The organism is Stenotrophomonas sp. yr243 (assembly GCF_900184195.1).
GTDB lineage: Bacteria > Pseudomonadota > Gammaproteobacteria > Xanthomonadales > Xanthomonadaceae > Stenotrophomonas > Stenotrophomonas lactitubi.
The window spans coordinates 530,391-548,918 of the sequence record NZ_FXWT01000001.1 but is presented as its reverse complement, the minus strand read 5'-3'; the positions used below and the strand labels follow the sequence as shown (position 1 = coordinate 548,918).

Annotated in this window: 18 protein-coding genes; 11 read left to right on the top strand and 7 right to left on the bottom strand. The window is 67.1% G+C overall.

Going from position 1 to position 18,528, the window contains the following annotated elements; genetic code table 11:
* The first annotated feature begins 20 nt into the window (after positions 1-20).
* From pcnB to QOL57_RS02540, 8 genes are all read left to right on the top strand, one after another.
* Positions 21-1,400: a polynucleotide adenylyltransferase PcnB gene (gene pcnB, locus QOL57_RS02575; protein WP_089240327.1), complete on the top strand. Its 1,380-nt coding sequence runs from the start codon at positions 21-23 to the stop codon at positions 1,398-1,400.
* 3 nt (positions 1,401-1,403) lie between these two features.
* Entirely contained in the window at positions 1,404-1,889 is a 486-nt protein-coding gene (gene folK / locus QOL57_RS02570; RefSeq protein WP_089240329.1) for a 2-amino-4-hydroxy-6-hydroxymethyldihydropteridine diphosphokinase, read from the top strand.
* Positions 1,890-1,923: 34 nt separating this feature from the next.
* Positions 1,924-2,739 (top strand): 3-methyl-2-oxobutanoate hydroxymethyltransferase, encoded by an 816-nt coding sequence (gene panB / locus QOL57_RS02565; RefSeq protein ID WP_089240331.1) that lies wholly within the window; start codon positions 1,924-1,926, stop codon positions 2,737-2,739.
* Positions 2,736-3,575, top strand: a complete 840-nt coding sequence (panC, locus tag QOL57_RS02560) for a pantoate--beta-alanine ligase (protein WP_089240333.1) — start codon at positions 2,736-2,738, stop codon at positions 3,573-3,575. The genes panB and panC overlap by 4 nt, the downstream gene beginning before the upstream one ends.
* 66 nt (positions 3,576-3,641) lie before the next feature.
* A complete protein-coding gene (locus tag QOL57_RS02555; RefSeq protein WP_089240335.1) occupies positions 3,642-4,136 on the top strand; it encodes a hypothetical protein in 495 nt (164 codons plus the stop codon).
* Between the two features lie 87 nt (positions 4,137-4,223).
* Positions 4,224-4,604 carry an aspartate 1-decarboxylase gene (gene panD, locus QOL57_RS02550; protein WP_004153087.1) on the top strand — a complete coding sequence of 127 codons (381 nt, stop codon included), beginning with the start codon at positions 4,224-4,226 and terminating at the stop codon, positions 4,602-4,604.
* A complete protein-coding gene (gene pgi, locus QOL57_RS02545) occupies positions 4,601-6,115 on the top strand; it encodes a glucose-6-phosphate isomerase (RefSeq protein ID WP_089240337.1) in 1,515 nt (504 codons plus the stop codon). The genes panD and pgi overlap by 4 nt, the downstream gene beginning before the upstream one ends.
* A gap of 26 nt (positions 6,116-6,141) precedes the next feature.
* Positions 6,142-7,080 carry a hypothetical protein gene (locus tag QOL57_RS02540; protein WP_141134257.1) on the top strand — a complete coding sequence of 313 codons (939 nt, stop codon included), beginning with the start codon at positions 6,142-6,144 and terminating at the stop codon, positions 7,078-7,080.
* 38 nt (positions 7,081-7,118) lie between these two features.
* On the opposite strand, the gene QOL57_RS02535 is transcribed toward QOL57_RS02540, so the two are convergent.
* The gene (locus QOL57_RS02535) at positions 7,119-7,688 is read right to left on the bottom strand and encodes a response regulator transcription factor (protein WP_032952096.1); all 570 of its coding nucleotides are present in this window, start codon (positions 7,686-7,688) and stop codon (positions 7,119-7,121) included.
* Positions 7,685-8,905, bottom strand: a complete 1,221-nt coding sequence (locus QOL57_RS02530) for an ATP-binding protein (protein WP_089240341.1) — start codon at positions 8,903-8,905, stop codon at positions 7,685-7,687. The genes QOL57_RS02535 and QOL57_RS02530 overlap by 4 nt, the downstream gene beginning before the upstream one ends.
* A gap of 114 nt (positions 8,906-9,019) precedes the next feature.
* Here QOL57_RS02530 and ispG point away from each other — a divergent pair, with 114 nt between their 5' ends.
* From ispG to QOL57_RS02515, 3 genes are all read left to right on the top strand, one after another.
* Positions 9,020-10,285 carry a flavodoxin-dependent (E)-4-hydroxy-3-methylbut-2-enyl-diphosphate synthase gene (gene ispG, locus QOL57_RS02525; RefSeq protein ID WP_089240343.1) on the top strand — a complete coding sequence of 422 codons (1,266 nt, stop codon included), beginning with the start codon at positions 9,020-9,022 and terminating at the stop codon, positions 10,283-10,285.
* Entirely contained in the window at positions 10,266-11,015 is a 750-nt protein-coding gene (locus QOL57_RS02520) for a phosphatase PAP2 family protein (RefSeq protein WP_089240345.1), read from the top strand. The genes ispG and QOL57_RS02520 overlap by 20 nt, the downstream gene beginning before the upstream one ends.
* Positions 11,016-11,217: 202 nt before the next feature.
* A complete protein-coding gene (locus QOL57_RS02515; protein WP_025878804.1) occupies positions 11,218-11,865 on the top strand; it encodes a response regulator in 648 nt (215 codons plus the stop codon).
* Positions 11,866-12,154: 289 nt separating this feature from the next.
* Here the strand turns inward: QOL57_RS02515 and QOL57_RS02510 are convergent, their stop codons facing one another.
* The 5 genes from QOL57_RS02510 to zwf form a co-directional block, all read right to left on the bottom strand.
* Positions 12,155-12,814 carry a bifunctional 4-hydroxy-2-oxoglutarate aldolase/2-dehydro-3-deoxy-phosphogluconate aldolase gene (locus QOL57_RS02510; protein ID WP_089240347.1) on the bottom strand — a complete coding sequence of 220 codons (660 nt, stop codon included), beginning with the start codon at positions 12,812-12,814 and terminating at the stop codon, positions 12,155-12,157.
* Between the two features lie 237 nt (positions 12,815-13,051).
* Positions 13,052-14,968 (bottom strand): phosphogluconate dehydratase, encoded by a 1,917-nt coding sequence (gene edd, locus QOL57_RS02505; protein WP_089240349.1) that lies wholly within the window; start codon positions 14,966-14,968, stop codon positions 13,052-13,054.
* Between the two features lie 58 nt (positions 14,969-15,026).
* Positions 15,027-15,749: a 6-phosphogluconolactonase gene (pgl, locus tag QOL57_RS02500; RefSeq protein ID WP_089240351.1), complete on the bottom strand. Its 723-nt coding sequence runs from the start codon at positions 15,747-15,749 to the stop codon at positions 15,027-15,029.
* The gene (glk, locus tag QOL57_RS02495) at positions 15,746-16,753 is read right to left on the bottom strand and encodes a glucokinase (RefSeq protein WP_089240353.1); all 1,008 of its coding nucleotides are present in this window, start codon (positions 16,751-16,753) and stop codon (positions 15,746-15,748) included. The genes pgl and glk overlap by 4 nt, the downstream gene beginning before the upstream one ends.
* The gene (gene zwf / locus QOL57_RS02490; protein WP_089240355.1) at positions 16,750-18,186 is read right to left on the bottom strand and encodes a glucose-6-phosphate dehydrogenase; all 1,437 of its coding nucleotides are present in this window, start codon (positions 18,184-18,186) and stop codon (positions 16,750-16,752) included. Before zwf ends, glk begins: the two co-directional genes overlap by 4 nt.
* Positions 18,187-18,528: the final 342 nt, after the last annotated feature.

Genomic DNA, 18,528 nt, shown 5'->3' with positions numbered 1-18,528 from the left:
GTATATGCACCTCGATGCCATTGGGCAATCCCGAAACTTCAACCGGAAGCGCCAACATCATTTCCTCTGCTACATCACCGTTCAGCCTGCGCGTCATCCCGCGCGACCAGCACACGATCTCCCGCAAGGACATCAGCCCGAACGCTTTGCGCGTGCTTTATCGACTGCGCGATGCCGGCTTCGGCGCCTACCTTGTCGGTGGCGCGGTGCGCGATCTGCTGGTCAATGGCCAACCCAAGGATTTCGACGTGGCCACCGATGCCACGCCCGAACAGGTCAAGCAGTTGTTCCGCAACTGCCGCCTGATCGGCCGCCGTTTCCGCCTGGCCCATGTTGTGTTCGGCCGCGAGATCATCGAAGTCGCCACCTTCCGTGCCAACATCGATGACGGCAGCGGCGACCGCGAGATGGAAAACGGCATGCTCGTGCGCGACAACGTGTACGGCAGCATCGAAGACGACGCCATCCGCCGCGACTTCACCTGCAATGCCCTGTACTACGCCATCGAGGACTTCTCGGTGCGTGACTACACCGGCGGCTTCGAAGATGTGCAGGCACGCCTGATGAAGCTCATCGGCGACCCGGTGCAGCGCTACCAGGAAGACCCGGTGCGCATGCTGCGTGCGGTTCGCCTGGCGGCCAAGCTCGGCTTCCAGATCGAAGAGGGCACCGCCGCACCGATCCCGCAGCTGGCCGGCCTGCTCAATGAAGCCGCACCGGCGCGCCTGTTCGAAGAAGTCCTGAAGCTGTTCCTGTCCGGGCACGGCGTGGCCAGCTTCGAAGGACTGGAGCGCTATGGCCTGTTCGACGTGTTGTTCCCGGAAAGCGCCAAGGCGCTGAAGTCGAACCGTACCGGCGCGCTGCGCCGCATGCTGATCGAGGGCCTGGCCAACACCGATGCACGCGTGGCCAACGACGAGCCCGTGTCGCCGGCGTTCCTGTTCGCGCTGTTGCTGTGGCCGGCCTATTGCCGCGCGCAGGCAACCCTGCTCAAGCAGGGCGTGGCACCGGAAGAGGCGCAGCGTCGCGCCGCCGACCGCGTCACCGTGCAGCAGTTGAGCACCATCGCATTGCCGCGCCGTTTCTCGCTGCCGATGCAGGAGATCTGGCTGCTGCAGGCGCGCTTCAGTTCGCGTCAGCGCAAGCGCGTGATGCGCACGCTCAGCCATCCCCGTTTCCGTGCCGCCTTCGATTTCCTGGCCCTGCGCCAGGTGGCATCGGCAGAGCACGAAGCCGACGTCGCGTTCTGGCGCGAAGCGCAGGCGCAGTCCGGGCAGGAGCTGGATTCGTCGCTGGATTCCCTGCACAGCGAGGCCGGTGATGAGGAGGGTGGGGCGCCGCGCAAGCGTCGTCGTCGCCGTCGTCGTCCAGACGGCGCAGCTGCCGGTGCTGCCGAGTAATCCATGACCGGTGCCTGGATCGGGCTGGGCGCCAATCTGGGCGACGCAGCCAACACCGTCCGCGCGGCCATTGCCGCGCTGGGCGACCTGCCCGGAACCCGGCTGACGCAGGCGTCGCGGTTGTACGCGACGCCGGCATGGGGCAACGAGGACCAGCCACCCTTCGTCAACGCAGTGGCGTCGGTCGACACCGACCTGTCCGCTGTCGCACTGCTGCAGGCCATGCTCGCGCTGGAGCAGCGCTTCGGCCGCGTACGCGACCCCGCCGTGCACTGGGGACCGCGTGCGCTGGATCTGGACCTGCTGCTGTTCGGCGAGCAGGTGCTGGACCTGCCCGAGCTGAAAGTGCCGCATCCCTACCTGCACGAGCGTGCGTTCGTGTTGGTGCCATTGGCCGAAATCGCCGCCGATCTGGCCATTCCCGGCCATGGCCGCGTGCGGGATGCAGTGATGCGGGTGGATGCCTGCGGGATCGCGCCGTTAGGGTGATAATGCCCGGGTTATCTCCCCCGGTTATCAGCACATGAGCACCCACGCAGACAGCAAGCCCTGGACCGTTCCCGCCCTGGCCGAGGCCAAGCGCAATGGCCAGAAGCTGGTCATGTTGACCGCCTACGACGCAGGCTTCGCCCGCACGTTCGATGCCAATGGTGTCGACCTGATCCTGATCGGCGATTCGCTGGGCATGGTCGTGCAGGGCCACGATTCGACCCTGCCGGTGACCGTCGCCGACATGGTCTACCACACCCGCGCGGTCGCCCGCGTGCTGCAGCGCGCGCTGCTGATCGCCGACCTGCCGTTTGGCGCCGATGCCACCCCGGAACGCGCGCTGGATGCTTCGCTGCAGCTGCTGCAGGCAGGCGCGGAGATGGTCAAGATCGAAGGTGCCGGCTTCAAGGTCGACATCATCCGTTACCTGGTCGAGCGTGAGATTCCGGTCTGCTCGCACCTGGGCCTGACCCCGCAGTCGGTGCTGCGCCTGGGTGGCTTCAAGATCCAGGGCCGTGGCGATGCCGCGCGCCAGCTGGTGGAAGACGCCAAGGCCGTTGCCGAGGCGGGCGCCAGCATCATGGTGCTCGAATGCGTGCCGACGCCGGTTGCCGCTGCCGTCACCGCTGCCGTTCCCGTGCCGACCATCGGTATCGGTGCTGGCCCGCAGTGCGATGGCCAGGTGCTGGTGCTGCACGACTTCCTCGGCCTGGACAGTGGCCACCGTCGTCCGAAGTTCGTCAAGGACTTCCTGGCCGAAGGTGGCTCGGTGGCCGGTGCCACCCGCGCCTACGCCGATGCCGTGCGCGATGGCAGCTTCCCCGACGAAGAGCACGCGTACGCCCAATGATCCAGACCTTCAACGAACTCGGTGCACTGCGCGCGCAGATCGCGCAGTGGAAGGGCGAGGGCCTGCGCGTGGCGCTGGTGCCGACCATGGGCAACCTGCATGGCGGGCACCACGCGCTGATCACGCTGGCAAAGCAGTACGCCGACAAGGTGGTGGCCAGCATCTTCGTCAACCCGACGCAGTTCGGGCCGAACGAGGATTTCAGTCGCTATCCGCGCACCCCCGAAGCCGATGTGGCCGGGCTGGAGCAGGTGGGCTGCGATGCAGTGTGGCTGCCCAGCGTCGAAGCGATGTACCCGCTGGGCGTGGACAAGACCACGCAGATGCATGCGCCGGGCGTCAGTGAAGTGCTGGAAGGCGCCAGCCGCCCGGGCCATTTCGATGGCGTGTGCACGGTGGTGGCGCGACTGTTCCTGCAGGTACAGCCGGACGTGGCCGTGTTCGGCCGCAAGGACTACCAGCAGTTGGCAGTCATCAAGCAGATGGTGGCCGAGCTGTCGTTCCCGATCCAGATCGTCGGTGCCGAGATCGTGCGGGATGAGGATGGCCTGGCCAAGAGCTCGCGCAACCAGTACCTCAGCGCCGAGCAGCGCCCGTTGGCGACCACCCTTCATCGCACCCTGCTGGGCATGCGCGAAGGTTATGTCGCCGGGCACGGCCGTGAACGCATCGAGGCCGACGCCGTCGCTGCGCTGCAGGCGGCCGGCTTCCAGGTGGATTACGCGGTGCTGCGCACCCCGGAGCTGGCCGAACCGACCTTTGATGGCGGTGGCCGCGTGGCCCTGATCGCCGCCCGCCTGGGCACCACCCGGTTGATCGACAACCTGGAGTTCTGAGCCGCATGCGGCTCAGGGGCGCCCGCAGCGGGCGCCTCTCACCTTCCCATGGACGGGAGACCGGAAATGAATACCCCCACCACTACCGGCCGTCTTGCCCGGGCCTCGATCCTGGCGGTACTGGCCGCCGGCATGGTGCCTGCCCAGCTGATGGGCGCCCTGTTGTTCGCGCTCGACTTCGCGCGTACGCCCGTACCGGCACTCACCGGCGGTGCGCTGATGTTCGTGCTGGGCGTGTGCAACGCCATCGCGGTGTTGCTGCCGATGGCGCTGATCCTGCAGTCCCAGCGGCGTCTGCGCCGGACCGCCTTCCTGCTCGTGGGGTTCGGTCTGGGCGCGCTGGCCATGGCGACCTGTGCCTGGCCGGGCGCGGACAATGGTCCGCTGCTGCAGCGCCTGCGCTATGTCGATACCTTCGACGTGATCAGCTACGGCCTGTCGGTGCTGGCCGCGGGCGGCTTTGGCCTGGTCGCCGGGCTGACCTTCCATGCGGTGTTCGGCCTGTCGCTGCAGGGCGTCTGCGGGCATGCCCCGGCAGCACTACCGGTCGAGGGCGCCTGAACGGTCTTCAGCGTCCCGTCCCAGCCCCCTGATGACGGCCAAGCGGGTGCTAGAATCCGCTCTTTCCTTTGCCGTTGCAGCGCCCCCATGCACCTGTCCCTGCTCAAGACCAAGATCCACCGCGCCACCGTCACCCATTCCGAGCTGAACTACGAAGGCTCGATCGCCATCGATGACAACCTGCTGGCTGCCACTGGCATCCGTGAATTCGAGCAGGTGCACATCTGGGACGTGACCAACGGTGCGCGCTTCTCGACCTATGCGATCCGCGCCGAAGCCGGCAGCGGCGTCGTCTCGCTCAATGGTGGCGCCGCGCGCCACGTGCAGGTCGGTGACATCATCATCATTGCCGCCTTCGCCAGCATGACCGAGCAGGAAGCCGACAGCTTCAAGCCGAAGCTGGTGTACGTTGATGGCAACAACCAGATCTCCCACACCAACGACACGATCCCGACCCAGGCCGCATGACAACGAACAACGGATTCGACTCGCTGCATTCCCACGCCCAGCGCCTGAAGGGCGCAAGCATTCCCAGCCTGCTCGCCGCCGAACCCGGCCGTGTGCAGGACCTGGCGCTGCGGGTCGGTCCGTTGTATGTCAACTTCGCCCGGCAGAAATACGATGCCGCGGCGTTGCAGGCGCTGTTGGCGCTGGCTGCCGAACGTGATGTCGGCGGTGCCATCACGCGCCTGTTCCGTGGCGAGCAGGTCAACCTGACCGAAGGCCGCGCTGCGCTGCACACCGCGCTGCGTGGTGATGTGGTCGATGCGCCGGTGGCGGCCGAGGCCTATGCCACCGCGCGCGGCATCCGCCAGCGCATGGGTGTGCTGGTGCGCGCGCTGGAAGACAGTGGCGTGACCGATGTGGTCAGCGTCGGTATCGGTGGTTCCGATCTCGGTCCGCGCCTGGTCGCCGACGCGCTGCGTCCGGTCACAGGTGCACGCCTGCGCGTGCATTTCGTGTCGAACGTGGACGGCGCCGCCATGCAGCGCACGCTGGCCACGCTGGATCCGGCGAAGACCGCTGGCATCCTCATTTCCAAGACCTTTGGTACCCAGGAAACCCTGCTCAACGGCCAGATCCTGCATGACTGGCTGGGCGGCAGCGACCGCCTGTACGCGGTCAGCGCCAATCCGGAGCGCGCCGCCAAGGCCTTCGCCATCGCCGCCGATCGTGTGCTGCCGATGTGGGATTGGGTGGGTGGCCGCTATTCGCTGTGGTCGGCCGTCGGTTTCCCGATCGCACTGGCCATCGGCTTCGAGCGCTTCGAGCAGTTGCTGGAAGGTGCCGCGCAGATGGATGCGCATGCGCTGGACGCGCCGCTGGAGCGCAACCTGCCGGTGCTGCACGGCTTGACCGACATCTGGAACCGCAATCTGCTGGGCTCTGCCACGCACGCGGTGATGACCTACGACCAGCGCCTGGCGCTGCTGCCGGCCTACCTGCAGCAGCTGGTGATGGAAAGCCTGGGCAAGCGCGTGCAGCGCGATGGCCAGCCGGTCACCACCGACACCGTGCCGGTGTGGTGGGGCGGTGCCGGCACCGACGTGCAGCACAGCTTCTTCCAGGCCCTGCACCAGGGCACCAGCATCATTCCGGCCGATTTCATCGGCTGCGTGCACAACGACGACCCGTATACGGTCAACCACCAGGCGCTGATGGCCAACCTGCTGGCGCAGACCGAAGCACTGGCCAACGGCCAGGGCAGCGACGATCCGCACCGCGACTATCCGGGCGGCCGCCCGAGCACGATGATCCTGCTCGACGCGCTCACCCCGCAGGCGCTGGGCGCCTTGATCGCGATGTACGAGCACGCGGTGTACGTGCAGTCGGTAATCTGGAACATCAATGCCTTCGACCAGTTCGGCGTCGAGCTGGGCAAGCAGCTGGCCAGTGGCCTGCTGCCCGCTCTGCAGGGTGAGGATGTGGCAATCGCCGATCCGATGACCCGCGAGATCCTGGCGCAGCTGAAGGGCTGAGCGCGCCGCGCCGGATGCATATTTCGATGCACTGGCGCGACCTCGTTCGACGAAGGCAGCCCGAGTCGTGGGCGGGTCTGCACCTGACCGTGTCGGCCCCCCTGCGCCCTGCGCTTGTGGTTTCGGTGTGCCCGCCGGACCGGATGCGGGTCGGTACCGAGGATCGCCCCATGTTGTGGGCGAGGGTGGAGCCCGACTACTTCGGCGTGGACCTGCTTCGCGGCGCCTCCCCGGCCTCGCCTGCGATCATTCCACCGATCACGGCTGCCGAGGCGCGGGCGTTGCACTCGCATGATCCGGTGCGGACTGCCGCAGCTTGGGCACGCCATTTCGCGCAGGCCCTTGCCCGTTCGGATCGATCTCCGCTGGCCCAGGGCGAATGGCTGCTGCAGCCGACGCTGCATGGCGCAGAGCGTGCGCGGATGCCGCTCACGCTCGCATCAGATGCGCTGGCCCGACCGGCGGTTGATAACTTGAGCTGGTCGGACGTGATGCACGGCGACTGCCTGCCTCCCGTCCTGTTGCGGACGCCATCACTGGCCGCGGATGGGCGGGTCAAGGCTTGGGCAAGGCAGACCCGGGCAGGATTACTGCCACCGGTGCTGCTGATGTGGGTCAGTGGCCTGCAAGCACATGTGGTGCTGGACGGACACGATCGACTGCAGGCGGCCGTGCAGGAGGGTACCGCTGTGCCGGTGCTGGTTCTGCTGCGTCACGGCGAACGGTGCGTGGATGAGCAAGGCCTGGCGCGCGCTGACGCCATCGCTGATCGATCTGGCGACGCGGCCATGACAGTCGAGGCCCGCAACCGGCTGCTGCTCGATCTGTATACCCCTGCACGCGACGTCCTGCCCAGTCGGGCCGATCTGCTGCGTGGCGGAGTGGATCGATGGATTGCGGAAGTCGAAGCCGAGGCCAAGCAGCAGGGCGTCGAGGTGGGCGTGCTGCTGGGGGGGGTGACCTAGCGTGCGCTACCGACATCCCGTTGCGGGATGCCGGACATTCACCGACTCGGATCGCGCTCCGGGCTCGGCCGTTTGGCCAGCTTGCGCTGCAGCGAACGCCGGTGCATGCCGAGCAGGCGCGCGGCCGCCGACACGTTGCCGCCGGTTTCATGCATCGCCTGTTGGATGTGTTCCCACTGCAGGCGGCTGATCGGGGTCATCGCATCGGGCACTTCCATCTCGCCGTCATCGGCGGGACCATCGTCTTCTTCGCCCAGCGCGCGCAGGATCATCGGCACTGTCGATGGCTTCGGCAGGTAGTCGTCGGCGCCGAGCTTGATCGCCTCCACCGCGGTGGCGATGCTTGCATAGCCGGTCACCAGCAGGATCCGCATGTCCGCACGCAGCGCGCGCAGCGGTTGGATCAGCGCCAGGCCGGAATCGCTGCCCAGCTTCAGATCGATCAGTGCGAACGCTGGCGGATGCTGGCGGGCCAGTGCCAGTGCGCTGGCGGCATCCTGTGCGGTCTGCGTCTCCAGCCCTTTACGGGCCAGGCTGCGCTGCAGCGTGCGCAGGTAGAGTTCGTCGTCGTCGACCAGCAGGCCAAGGGTGGAAGCAGTCATGGTCATTCCTCGCGGGGGGCCAACGGCAGGCGGAAGCCGACGCGGCTACCGGCCCCTTGGGCCGGGCGCATCCACATCTCGCCATCTAGGCGTTCGATGGTGGCATGGGACAGGGCAAGCCCGACGCCCATGCCTTCACTCTTGCTGCTGCCGAACAGCTTGCCCGGCAGCACGGCGGCGCGGGCATCGAAGCCATGGCCGTAATCGCGTACTTCGCCGATCAGATCGTCGCCTTCGATGCGCAGGCTGAGGTCGACGCGCGGTCGTCCGGCCTGCTCGCCGGCATCGGCAGCGTTGTTCAGCAGCACCATCAGCAGGTGGCCGACGCCCGGGTCCAGCGGCAGGCGCAGCGGTGCGTCGTCGTTGCGATGCAGGTCGATGGTCGGGCGCACCAGCCGCCACTGCTCCAGCACCTGCTGGGCCGTGGAGTGGGCGCGGCCGGGGCGGTCGTTGGAGGCCGGCGCGGCCAGTGCCAGCACGCGCTCGCGGCATTGCACCAGCAGCTCGCGCAGGGTTTCCATGTCCTCGCGTACTTCCGGCTCTTCGCTGCGCTCGGCCACGTCGTCGGCGAGCAGGGTCATGGTCGCCAGCGGTGTGTTCAGTTCGTGCGCCACCGAGGCCGCATGCGTGGCCAGGGCGACGATGCCTTCGTTGCGCGCGAAGCGTTCGCGCAGCGCCGACAGTTCCAGCTCGCGCTCGCGCAGGGCGATCGCCAGCCGGGTGGAGAAGATCAGTACCACCGCAGCGGACAGCAGGAAGGTGGCGATCACGCCCCAGCGATTGAGGTCCAGTGCGTTGAAGTAGCCGGCCGGCAACGGTTGCCCGAACAGTCCGCTGGCGGCATAGCCCAGCAGGCAGGCGCTGGCCACGGCCAGGGCCCAGCGCAGGGGCAGGGCGAACGCGGCCAGGGCGATCAGGATCAGGAACAGCGAGCCGAACGGATTGGCGATGCCGCCGCTCCAGCTGACCATCCAGGTGAGGATGATCACGTCCACCAGGATGTGGCCGAAGGCGGTCAGCGGCGCGGTATCGGCAGGTTCCGGGCGCAGCTGCGTATACAGGTTGAATACGGCAAGCACGGCCACGCCCGACCACAACGGCAGTTGCGGCAACGGCAGTCCCAGCACCCAGGTGGCGACCAGGATGGTGGCCGCCTGGCCAGCCACGGCCAGCCAGCGCAGGCTGCACAGGGTTCGGAGAAACGGGGCGTCGGGACCGGTCATTCGCGCCCATCGTATGCGTTCGCGGGGATGCCTGCCTGCGACAATCGGCCGCAGCCGCACTGCCGCCTGAATGCGACACACCCGCAAGGTCGGGGCGGGCGTTAGAATGCCCGCATGCATGACGCCGTCACCCGCCCTACAGCGCCCTCCGATGCCACTGCCTGGCCCCGTCGCCTGACCCAATCGGTCCAGATCGGTGGAGTCACCGTGGGCGGTGGCAAGCCGGTGGTGGTGCAGTCGATGACCAACACCGACACCTCCGACGTGGCTTCCAGCGTGAAGCAGGTCGCCGAGCTCTGGCGCGCCGGTTCGGAAATGGTGCGCCTGACCGTCAACACGGTCGAAGCGGCGGCGGCGATCCCGCGCATCGTCGACAAGCTGGCGATGATGGGCATCGATGTACCGCTGATCGGTGACTTCCATTACAACGGCCATCAGCTGCTGACGGCCGAACCGGCCTGTGCCGAAGCGCTGGCCAAGTACCGCATCAACCCGGGCAACGTGGGCTTCGGCAAGAAAAAGGACCTGCAGTTCGCCCAGCTGATCGAGTTCGCCATCCGCTACAACAAGCCGGTGCGCATCGGCGCCAACTGGGGCTCGCTGGACCAGGCCCTGGCGGCGAAGCTGATGGACGAGAACAACCATCGCGAACAGCCCTGGGACGCCGGCCGCGTGCTGCGCGAGGCGCTGATCCGTTCGGCGCTGGATTCGGCCGAGCAGGCCGTGGACATCGGTCTGCCGCGCGATCGCATCATCCTTTCGGCCAAGGTCAGTGGCGTGCAGGAACTGATCGCGGTCTACCGCGACCTGGCCCAGCGTTCGGATTTCGCCCTGCACCTGGGCCTGACCGAAGCCGGTATCGGCAGCAAGGGCATCGTCGCCTCGGCGGCGGCGCTGAGCGTGCTGCTGCAGGAAGGCATCGGCGACACCATCCGCATTTCGCTGACGCCCGAGCCGGGCCAGTCGCGCACGCAGGAAGTGATCGTTGCCCAGGAACTGCTGCAGACCACCGGCCAGCGCGCGTTCACCCCGCTGGTCACGGCCTGCCCGGGCTGCGGCCGTACCACCTCGGAGTTCTTCCAGGAACTGGCCAAGGTGGTGCAGACACACGTGCGCGAAAAGATGCCGCTGTGGAAGATCCAGCATCCGGGCGCGGAGAACATGACCCTGGCGGTGATGGGCTGCGTGGTCAACGGGCCGGGTGAGTCGCGCCATGCCAACATCGGCATCTCGCTGCCGGGTACCGGCGAAGCACCGTCGGCGCCGGTGTTCGTCGATGGCGAGAAGAAGGTGACCCTGCGTGGCGAGAACATCGCCCAGGAATTCGTCGCCCTGATCGATGATTACGTTGAACGCACCTATGTCCGAAGCGCCGGGTAAGCCGACGATCCTCGCTGCACCGGAGCCAGCCTCCGGTTTCCGCCACTGGATGGCGCGCAATGCCTGGCGGCTGCTGTTGCTGTTTGCCGGTGTGCTGCTGCCGCTGGCCGGATTCGTCGCCCTGGCCGACGAGGTGCACGAGTTCGAGTCCTTCCATTTCGATGCGCCGCTGCTGTGGCAGATGCACGGCCTGCATTCGCCGTGGCTGGACCGCATCTTCGTGCTGCTGTCGAAACTGGGTTACGAGTGGTTCCTGATTCCGGCCGATGTGCTGATTGTCGGCGCACTGGCCTGGCACCGGCGGTGGCGCGAAGCGACCTTCGTGGCCGTGAGCTTTGTAGGGTCCGCGCTGCTGAACATGGGCAGCAAGCACTTCTTCCAGCGTGACCGGCCCAGCCTGTGGGAATCGATCGCGCCGGAATCCACGTTCAGTTTCCCCAGCGGCCACGCGATGGGCTCGATGACCCTGGCGGTCACCCTGGTGCTGCTGGCCTGGAATACCCGCTGGCGCTGGCCGGTGCTGCTGCTGGCGCCGTCGTTCAGCCTGCTGGTAAGCGTTTCCCGGGTCTATCTGGGGGTGCATTACCCCTCGGACATCCTGGCCGGATGGTGTGCCGCGCTGGTTTGGGTGGTAGGGTGCTACCTGGTCATGTTCAGCCGCCGTCATCCATGGCGACGGCACGGTTCGCCGCCAGCGACGGCCAGCGAAGCGATCACGCAAGGGGAGTGACGTGGATGCCCTCCCAAGGGCGTCTACCTGAGGGACGGGTTGTTTCGTTGTAGCGGGTTCTGCAGGGCAAGGGGCACGATCAGTGCGTGAAGAATGTGATGCGCAAGGCAGAACGCCGGAATTGCGCAACATCCGCGCTTGCAGTGGTCAGGTGCTCCTGCCTAGGTTGACCCGTATTGGCCGCATTCGAAGAGGTACGTGAATGACGATTCGAGTCTACCTGGTGGATGACCACGCGTTGGTCCGCACCGGGATGAAGATGATACTGTCGAGTGAAACCGACATTGAAGTGGTGGGCGAGGCCGAGACGGGCGAAGACGCGCTGCCCGCTATCCGCCAGCTGCAACCGGACGTGGTGCTGTGTGATCTGCACCTGCCCGGGGTGAGCGGAATGGAAGTGACCGAGCGCATCGTCCGGGGCCACCGCAGCACGCGGGTGGTCATCGTGTCGGTGCTGGAGGACGGTCCGCTGCCCAAGCGCCTGCTCGAGGCCGGCGCCGCCGGTTATATCGGCAAGGGCTGCGATGCGCAGGAACTGCTGCGCGCGGTGCGTGACGTGGCCGCCGGACGGCGTTACCTGGGCACGAGCATCGCGCAGAACCTGGCGTTGTCCACGGTGGAAGGCAACGGCTCGCCATTCGACAACCTGTCGCCGCGTGAGCTGGAAGTGGCATTGCTGCTGACCCAGGGCCTGCGCCAGGAAGACATCGCCCGCCGTCTGAGCCTGAGCGCGAAGACGGTCAACACGCACAAGGCGCGGTTGTTCGAGAAGATGGGAATCCACGACAACATCGCGTTGGCGCGGATGGCCAGCCAGTATGGGTTGGTGGATCCGGCGCGGCCGCTGTAAGGGTTTCGGCCAACGGCTGAGCCCCTCGCGGTGTGCGGTGGGTTTCATGGGGTTGGCCCTGCGGAGGGATTGCGCAGGGGACGCCGTGAATCCATCCCTGGAGGCTCGGGCGCGCCATCCATGGCGCTTACGCCCCTGCGCAATCCCTCCGCAGGGCCACGGACAGGTTCCGTGCGCCGCTACCGCGGAATGAAGAAGGAAGAGCGGGGGCGGGTCGCGCGCTGCGCGCGCTCGCAGCCAGGGGTCGGATCCCTTTCCCTGCGGGAAAGGGCTCTGACCCCGTACTGTTTCAGTGGCCGCGTACGCGCTTGACGATCTTCGCGGCCTGCGCCGCGCTTTCGCGCACCTTGTCCCACTGGCCGGCGTCGATCCAGTTGCCCGGCACCATCCACGAGCCACCGATGCAGACCACGTTCTTCTGCTCCAGGTACTCGGCGGCAGTGTTCTCGGTGATGCCGCCGGTCGGGCACAGCTTGAGGTCGGCAATCGGGCCGGCAACGCCCTTGATCATGGCCAGGCCACCCACGGCCGTGGCCGGGAACAGCTTGCAGACACGGAAGCCGCGCGCGTAGAGCGACAGCAGCTCGGTCGGCGTCGCCGCACCCGGCACCACCGGCAGCGGTGCCGCAGCCAGCGCATCGGCCAGCACCGGCGGCGTGCCCGGGGTCACCAGGAAATCCGCGCCCGCATCGATGGACTGCTGCATCTGTTCCACCGTCAGCACCGTACCGGCGCCGACCACCACATCCGGCAGTTCGCGCTTGAGCATCGCCAGCGCTTCCATCGCCACCGGCGTCCGCAGCGTCAGCTCGATCGCCGGCAATCCGCCTTCCAGCAACGCCGCACTGACTGCACGCGCCTGGTCCAGCGTATGAATCGTCACCACCGGCAGGATGCCGGCCGCATGCAGCAACTCCGCCGCCTTCACCTGATGTTGTTCGATACCCATAGCTCTGCTTCTGCCTTTGCTTTCGCTCTTGTTGTGCTTTCAATGATCACTTCGCGGCGTATCGGCGCCGGAAACTGTGATGCGGCGGAGGGCAGGCCGTCGCCAGGACCGTTCGCGCCACGGATGGCGCGATCGAGCCTACAGGGATGTATTTACGGCGTGTCCTGGCGACGGCCTGCCCTCCGCCGCCCCCAGGAAACCAACCGCCGCCGCATACCCGCAGCGCTCTTCAATCCCTCAGGCGTCCTTACCCTCATGTGGCGCCGCCGCCGCAGCAGCATCGTGCCCCAGCTCATACTCCGCGTCGTAATCCCACGGCCCACCGTCAGCCGCCGCCGGACCACACGAAATCGAGATCGCGCCCTGATCCGCCGGACCCACCACACGCCGGTTGATCGCGAACAGGTTGCGGCCCAGGTCATTGGCGGCCGGCGCCGTATTCGGCGCATGCGTACGCGCCGCCCATTCGGCCGCGTCCACCAGCACTTCAAGCGTGCCGGCTTCGCCATCCAGGCGGATGATGTCGCCCTCGCGCACCTTGCCCAGTGGACCACCGCGTGCGGCTTCCGGGGTCACGTGGATCGCCGCCGGAATCTTGCCCGACGCGCCGGACAGGCGACCATCGGTGACCAGCGCCACGCGCCGGCCCTGGTTCTGCAGCAGGCCCAGCAGCGGTGCCAGCGAATGCAGTTCGGGCATGCCGTTCGCGCGTGGGCCCTGGTAACGCACCACGGCCACGAAATGCTCGGGCAGCAGGCCGCCGGCGTGCAGCTTGTTCAGCACCTGCGGTGCATCGACCACCACGGCCGGCGCTTCGATGGTGCGGTACTGCGGCTTCACCGCCGACAACTTGATCAGCGACTTGCCCAGGTTACCGCGCAGCAGGCGCAGGCCGCCCTGGCTCTCGAACGGATTGTCGACACCGCGCACCACTTCTTCATCGGCGCTGCGTTCCAGGCCTGGCAGATACACCAGCTTGCCCTCGCGCAACTGCGGTTCGAGGGCGTAGTCGGCCATGCCGCCACGGGCCACGCTGACCAGATCGCCATGCATCAGGCCGGCCTTGATCAGTTCGCCGAACACGAACGCCGGGCCACCCGCTGCAGCAAAGCGGTTCACGTCGGCTTCGCCGTTCGGATAGACGCGCGCCAGCAGCGGAATCAGCTGCGACAGCTCGTCGAAGTCATCCCAGGTCAACACGATGCCGGCCGCACGGGCCACGGCAATCCAGTGGATGGTGTGGTTGGTCGAGCCACCGGTAGCCATCAGCGCGATGATCGCGTTGATGATCGCGCGCTCGTCGATGATCCGGCCCAGCGGACGGAAGTCGTCGCCCAGCGCGGTGATGTCCAGCGCACGCTCGGTGGCTTCGCGGGTCAGTGCATCGCGCAGCGCGGTATCCGGGTTGACGAACGACGCGCCCGGCAGCTGCACGCCCATTGCCTCCAGCAGCACCTGGTTGGAATTGGCAGTGCCATAGAAGGTGCAGGTGCCCGCGCCGTGGTAGGAGGCCGATTCGGCTTCCAGCAGTTCTTCGCGGGTGGCTTCGCCGGCGGCGTAGCGCTCGCGCACTTCGGCCTTCTGCTTGTTGGGAATGCCCGGCGTCATCGGGCCGGCCGGCACGAACACCGCCGGCAGATGGCCAAAGGCGAGGGCGCCGATCAGCAGGCCCGGCACGATCTTGTCGCACACACCGAGGTACACGGTGGTATCGAACATGTCGTGGCTGAGCCCGATCGCGGTGGCCTGGGCAATGACATCACGCGAGAACAGCGACAGCTCCATGCCGCCACGGCCCTGGGTGACGCCGTCGCACATCGCCGGCACGGCACCGGCCACCTGCGCCGTAGCGCCGAGTTCGCGGGCCACCGCACGGATCTGTTCGGGATAGGTCTCGAACGGCTGGTGCGCCGACAGCATGTCGTTGTAGGCGGTGATGATGCCCAGGTTGGCCGTCACGCCGCCACGCAGGCGGCTCTTGTCGGTGCCACCGCAGGCGGCGAAACCGTGGGCAAGATTGCCGCAGCTGAGGCGGCTGCGGAACGGGCCATCGCGCAGGGAGGCGTCGATCGCTGCCAGATAGGCGGCGCGCGAGGCGGCGCTGCGGCGGATGACGCGCTCAGTGATGGCTTGCAGTTGCGGATGGAGGCTCATTGGCTACCGGCGTTCGAGGTGGCGAGAGGCAAGCGGCGGCAGGGCGCCGCCGCCGACATCAATCAGCCCAGTGGACGCGCAGGCGCGCGCCGTCCAGGTTGATCGCGTTGAGGATCGGATACTGCTGGGGGTCGTTGCTGTCCAATGCCTGGCGCAGCACCTGCAGCTTCTGCTTGCCGCGCAGCAGCAGCAGACGCTGGCGGCACTGACCCAGCCCGCGCGGGGTCAGGGTGATGCGCAGCGGCCACTGGTTGGCACCGGGGCAGCCGGTTGCATCAAGCGCGGCATACGGCAGGGTGCTTTCGAGGGCACGCTGCAGGTCGCGTGAGCCCGGGAACAGCGAGGCGGTATGGCCGTCATTGCCCATGCCCAGTGCGACCAGGCTTGGCCGCTGGCTGTGCTGGGCCTGCAGGTTGGCGGTGTACACGCACTCGGGCAGCGGCTTGCCGATCCGCACCAGCGGATCGAAGTGCGCACCTTCAGCACGTGTGAGCAGGTTCTCGCGCACCAGCCACGCATTGCTGTCGCGATCCTGCGGGGACAGCCAGCGCTCGTCGGCCAGGCTCACTTCAACGCGGTCCCAATGCACGTCCAGCTCGGCCAGCGCCTGGTACACCGGTGCCGGCGTGGTGCCGCCGGACAGCAGGATGCGTGCGCGGCCCAGCTCGGTGATGTCGTGGTTGATCGCCTGTGCCATTTCAGCAGCAACCGCTTCGATCCAGCCATCGGCATCGCCATGGTTGATGAACTCGATACGGTCGTCGTGGAAGGTGGGGCTCATGCGGCAACTCCTGGTGCGTCACGTTCGGCGTCGGCGGCATAGGCAGCGGCGCCCAGCAGTCCGGCGTGGGGATGCATCACGGCCAGCGACGGCACCCGCGCCATGATCGAAGAGAACCGGCCCTTGTGTTCGAAGCGCTGGCGGAAACCGGAGTGCTGCAATGAATCGAGCATTTTCGGAGTCAGCCCGCCGGTCAGGAACACGCCGTCCCAGGCGCCCTGGGTCAGCACCAGATCACCGGCAATGGCGCCGAACACCGCGCAGAACACATCCACGGTACGCATCGCCTGTGGATCGCCGTGCAGGGCGCGGGCGGTCACGTCCACCGGTTGCAGTTGGCCCGGGTCGATACCCGCCATCTCGCAGATTGCGCGATGGATGTTGACCAGGCCGGGGCCGCAGATCAGCCGCTCGTTGGAGACGCGCCCGAACTGCTCGGACAGGATCTCCAGGATGCGGATCTCTTCTGGCGTTCCCGGTGGGAAGCTGACATGGCCGCCTTCGGTTTCCAGCGGGTAACAGCGGCCGTGGCGAAGGATCAGGCCGCCGACGCCGAGGCCGGTCCCCGGCCCGATCACTGCGTAGTTGCGCGGCTGGCCCAGCTTGCCTGGGACCCAGGCGGCACCGCCGACCTGGACCACGTCATCGGGTTGCAGCAGCGAGATTGCCATCGCCTGCGCGGCGAAGTCGTTGATCAGGTGCAGTTCGTTGAAACCCAGCATCGCGGCTGTGCGGCTGCGCGAGATCACCCATGGATGGTTGGTGATGCGGGCTTCGTCACCATCGACACGACCGGCGACTGCGAACACGCCACGGCTTGCGGTGGCGCCGATCTGTTCCAGATGGTGGCGCGCGGCGTCACCCAGCGACGGGAACTCCGCCACTGCGTACTCGCGGATGCTCTCTTTCAGCAGCGGGGCGTCCTGCGAGGTGTCGGCAAGGGCGAAGCGGGCATTGGTGCCACCGATGTCGGCGACCAGCACCGGCTGCGAGCTGGCACTCATTCCGACGCTCCGCTATCCGGCGCATCCACGCCCTGCGGCAGGAAGTCGACCGCGTTGGCCGGTCCCCATTGGCCGGCAGGGTAGGGTTCCAGCGGCAGGTCGGCGGCCTTCCAGGCATCGGCGACGCTGTCGATCCAGGCCCAGGCGGCACGCACTTCGTCATCGCGCACGAACAGGGTGTGGTTGCCATTGAAGGCGTCCAGGAACAGGCGTTCGTAGGCGATACGGCGATGCAGGCCGGTCGGCACCGAGAGTTCCAGTTCCAGTGGCTGCAGTTCCAGCGCGCCCCATTCCGGGCCGGCCAGGCTGCTCATCAGGCCCAGTTCGATGTTCTCCTGCGGCTGCAGCTGGAACACCAGGCGGTTCGGTGCGGCCTGCGCACGCTGCGGACGCTCGAACAACCAGTGCGTGACCGGCTTGAGGGTCACCACCACGCGGGTGGTGCGCTCGGGCAGGCGCTTGCCGGTGACCAGGTGGAACGGCACGCCGCTCCAGCGCCAGTTGTCGATGTGCGCGGTGACGCCTGCGAAGGTTTCCACATCGCTGCCTTCCGGCGGCTGGTAGGCCTGTGCGGGCTGGCCGTTGATGCTGCCGGCGGTATAGCGGCCACGCACGCTGTCACGCGCTGCGTGCTTGGCATCCAGCGGGCGCAGCGCACGCAGCACCTTGACCTTCTCGTCGCGGATGCGGTCGGCTTCCAACGACGCCGGCGGCTCCATTGCCACCATGCACAGCAGCTGCAGGATGTGGCTCTGCACCATGTCGCGCAGCGCGCCGGAGCGTGCGTAGTAGGCGTCACGGCCGTCCACGCCTTCGCTTTCGGCGACCAGGATGTGCACCGATTCGATGTAGTTGCGGTTCCATACCGCTTCCAGCAGCGTGTTGCCGAAGCGCAGCGCGATCAGGTTCTGTACCGCCGCCTTGCCCAGGTAGTGATCGAGGCGGAACACGCGGTCTTCGTCGATCCACTGGCCGATGGTGGTGATGATCTCCTCGGCGCTTTCGCTGTCACTGCCGATCGGCTTTTCCAGCATCAGGCGCGCAGGTGCGGCCAGTGCGCCGCCCTTGGCCAGGCCTTCGCAGGTGGAGATGTACAGGCCCGGCGGGATCGCCAGGTAGCTCACGCAGCGGCGGTCGACCAGGTCGGATACCGCGGCGGCGACCGAGTCGACGTCGCGCAGGTCGACCGAGCGGTAGTCGATGCGGCGCAGCAAGGAGGCGATGTCCTCCTGGCTGGCCATCGGCATCGCCTGCTGCAGTCGTGGCCGCAGGATGTCATGGAAGGCTTCGGTGTCATGGCCGGACAGGGCCAGCGCACGGATGCGGAAATCCTCCGGCAGCAGGCCGTCGCCGAGCAGGCGCAGCAGCGAAGGGAACAGGTAGCGCTGGGCCAGATCACCTGTGGCACCAAACAGGAAGAGTGTGTCGTGCATCGCTCGAGTTTCAGATCCGGGTGACATCGTTGTCAATCGCTTCATGGCTGGGTTCGGGGGACATCCGCGCAACTGCCTGTCCGAGGCTCGGTGGAGGCGCTTTCCCGGCGTGCCGGAAGACCGTTCCAATCGAAACCACTACGCAGGTGGCCTTTCGTCTGGCCATCGACGCATATCGGCGCGCACCGACGTTCGGATAGTGCCACGTGAAAACGTTTACATGGCAGAATGGGCAACTGTATTCGATTGCAGTGGTCGCCGTCATGCGGCGACCGCGCAATCATCACTGCCATCGGGAGGGCCGAGGCAGTCCCAAAAGACAGCCCGGCGTCGGGCGGACTG

Excerpts from the sequence above, each read along its gene's own strand:
- folK (WP_089240329.1), top strand. The coding sequence starts at position 1,404 with ATGACCGGTGCCTGGATCGGGCTGGGCGCCAATCTGGGCGACGCAGCC.
- panB (WP_089240331.1), top strand. The coding sequence starts at position 1,924 with ATGAGCACCCACGCAGACAGCAAGCCCTGGACCGTTCCCGCCCTGGCC.
- panC (WP_089240333.1), top strand. The coding sequence starts at position 2,736 with ATGATCCAGACCTTCAACGAACTCGGTGCACTGCGCGCGCAGATCGCG.
- QOL57_RS02555 (WP_089240335.1), top strand. The coding sequence starts at position 3,642 with ATGAATACCCCCACCACTACCGGCCGTCTTGCCCGGGCCTCGATCCTG.
- panD (WP_004153087.1), top strand. The coding sequence starts at position 4,224 with ATGCACCTGTCCCTGCTCAAGACCAAGATCCACCGCGCCACCGTCACC.
- pgi (WP_089240337.1), top strand. The coding sequence starts at position 4,601 with ATGACAACGAACAACGGATTCGACTCGCTGCATTCCCACGCCCAGCGC.
- QOL57_RS02540 (WP_141134257.1), top strand. The coding sequence starts at position 6,142 with ATGCACTGGCGCGACCTCGTTCGACGAAGGCAGCCCGAGTCGTGGGCG.
- QOL57_RS02535 (WP_032952096.1), bottom strand. The coding sequence starts at position 7,688 with ATGACCATGACTGCTTCCACCCTTGGCCTGCTGGTCGACGACGACGAA.
- QOL57_RS02530 (WP_089240341.1), bottom strand. The coding sequence starts at position 8,905 with ATGACCGGTCCCGACGCCCCGTTTCTCCGAACCCTGTGCAGCCTGCGC.
- ispG (WP_089240343.1), top strand. The coding sequence starts at position 9,020 with ATGCATGACGCCGTCACCCGCCCTACAGCGCCCTCCGATGCCACTGCC.
- QOL57_RS02520 (WP_089240345.1), top strand. The coding sequence starts at position 10,266 with ATGTCCGAAGCGCCGGGTAAGCCGACGATCCTCGCTGCACCGGAGCCA.
- QOL57_RS02515 (WP_025878804.1), top strand. The coding sequence starts at position 11,218 with ATGACGATTCGAGTCTACCTGGTGGATGACCACGCGTTGGTCCGCACC.
- QOL57_RS02510 (WP_089240347.1), bottom strand. The coding sequence starts at position 12,814 with ATGGGTATCGAACAACATCAGGTGAAGGCGGCGGAGTTGCTGCATGCG.
- edd (WP_089240349.1), bottom strand. The coding sequence starts at position 14,968 with ATGAGCCTCCATCCGCAACTGCAAGCCATCACTGAGCGCGTCATCCGC.
- pgl (WP_089240351.1), bottom strand. The coding sequence starts at position 15,749 with ATGAGCCCCACCTTCCACGACGACCGTATCGAGTTCATCAACCATGGC.
- glk (WP_089240353.1), bottom strand. The coding sequence starts at position 16,753 with ATGAGTGCCAGCTCGCAGCCGGTGCTGGTCGCCGACATCGGTGGCACC.
- zwf (WP_089240355.1), bottom strand. The coding sequence starts at position 18,186 with ATGCACGACACACTCTTCCTGTTTGGTGCCACAGGTGATCTGGCCCAG.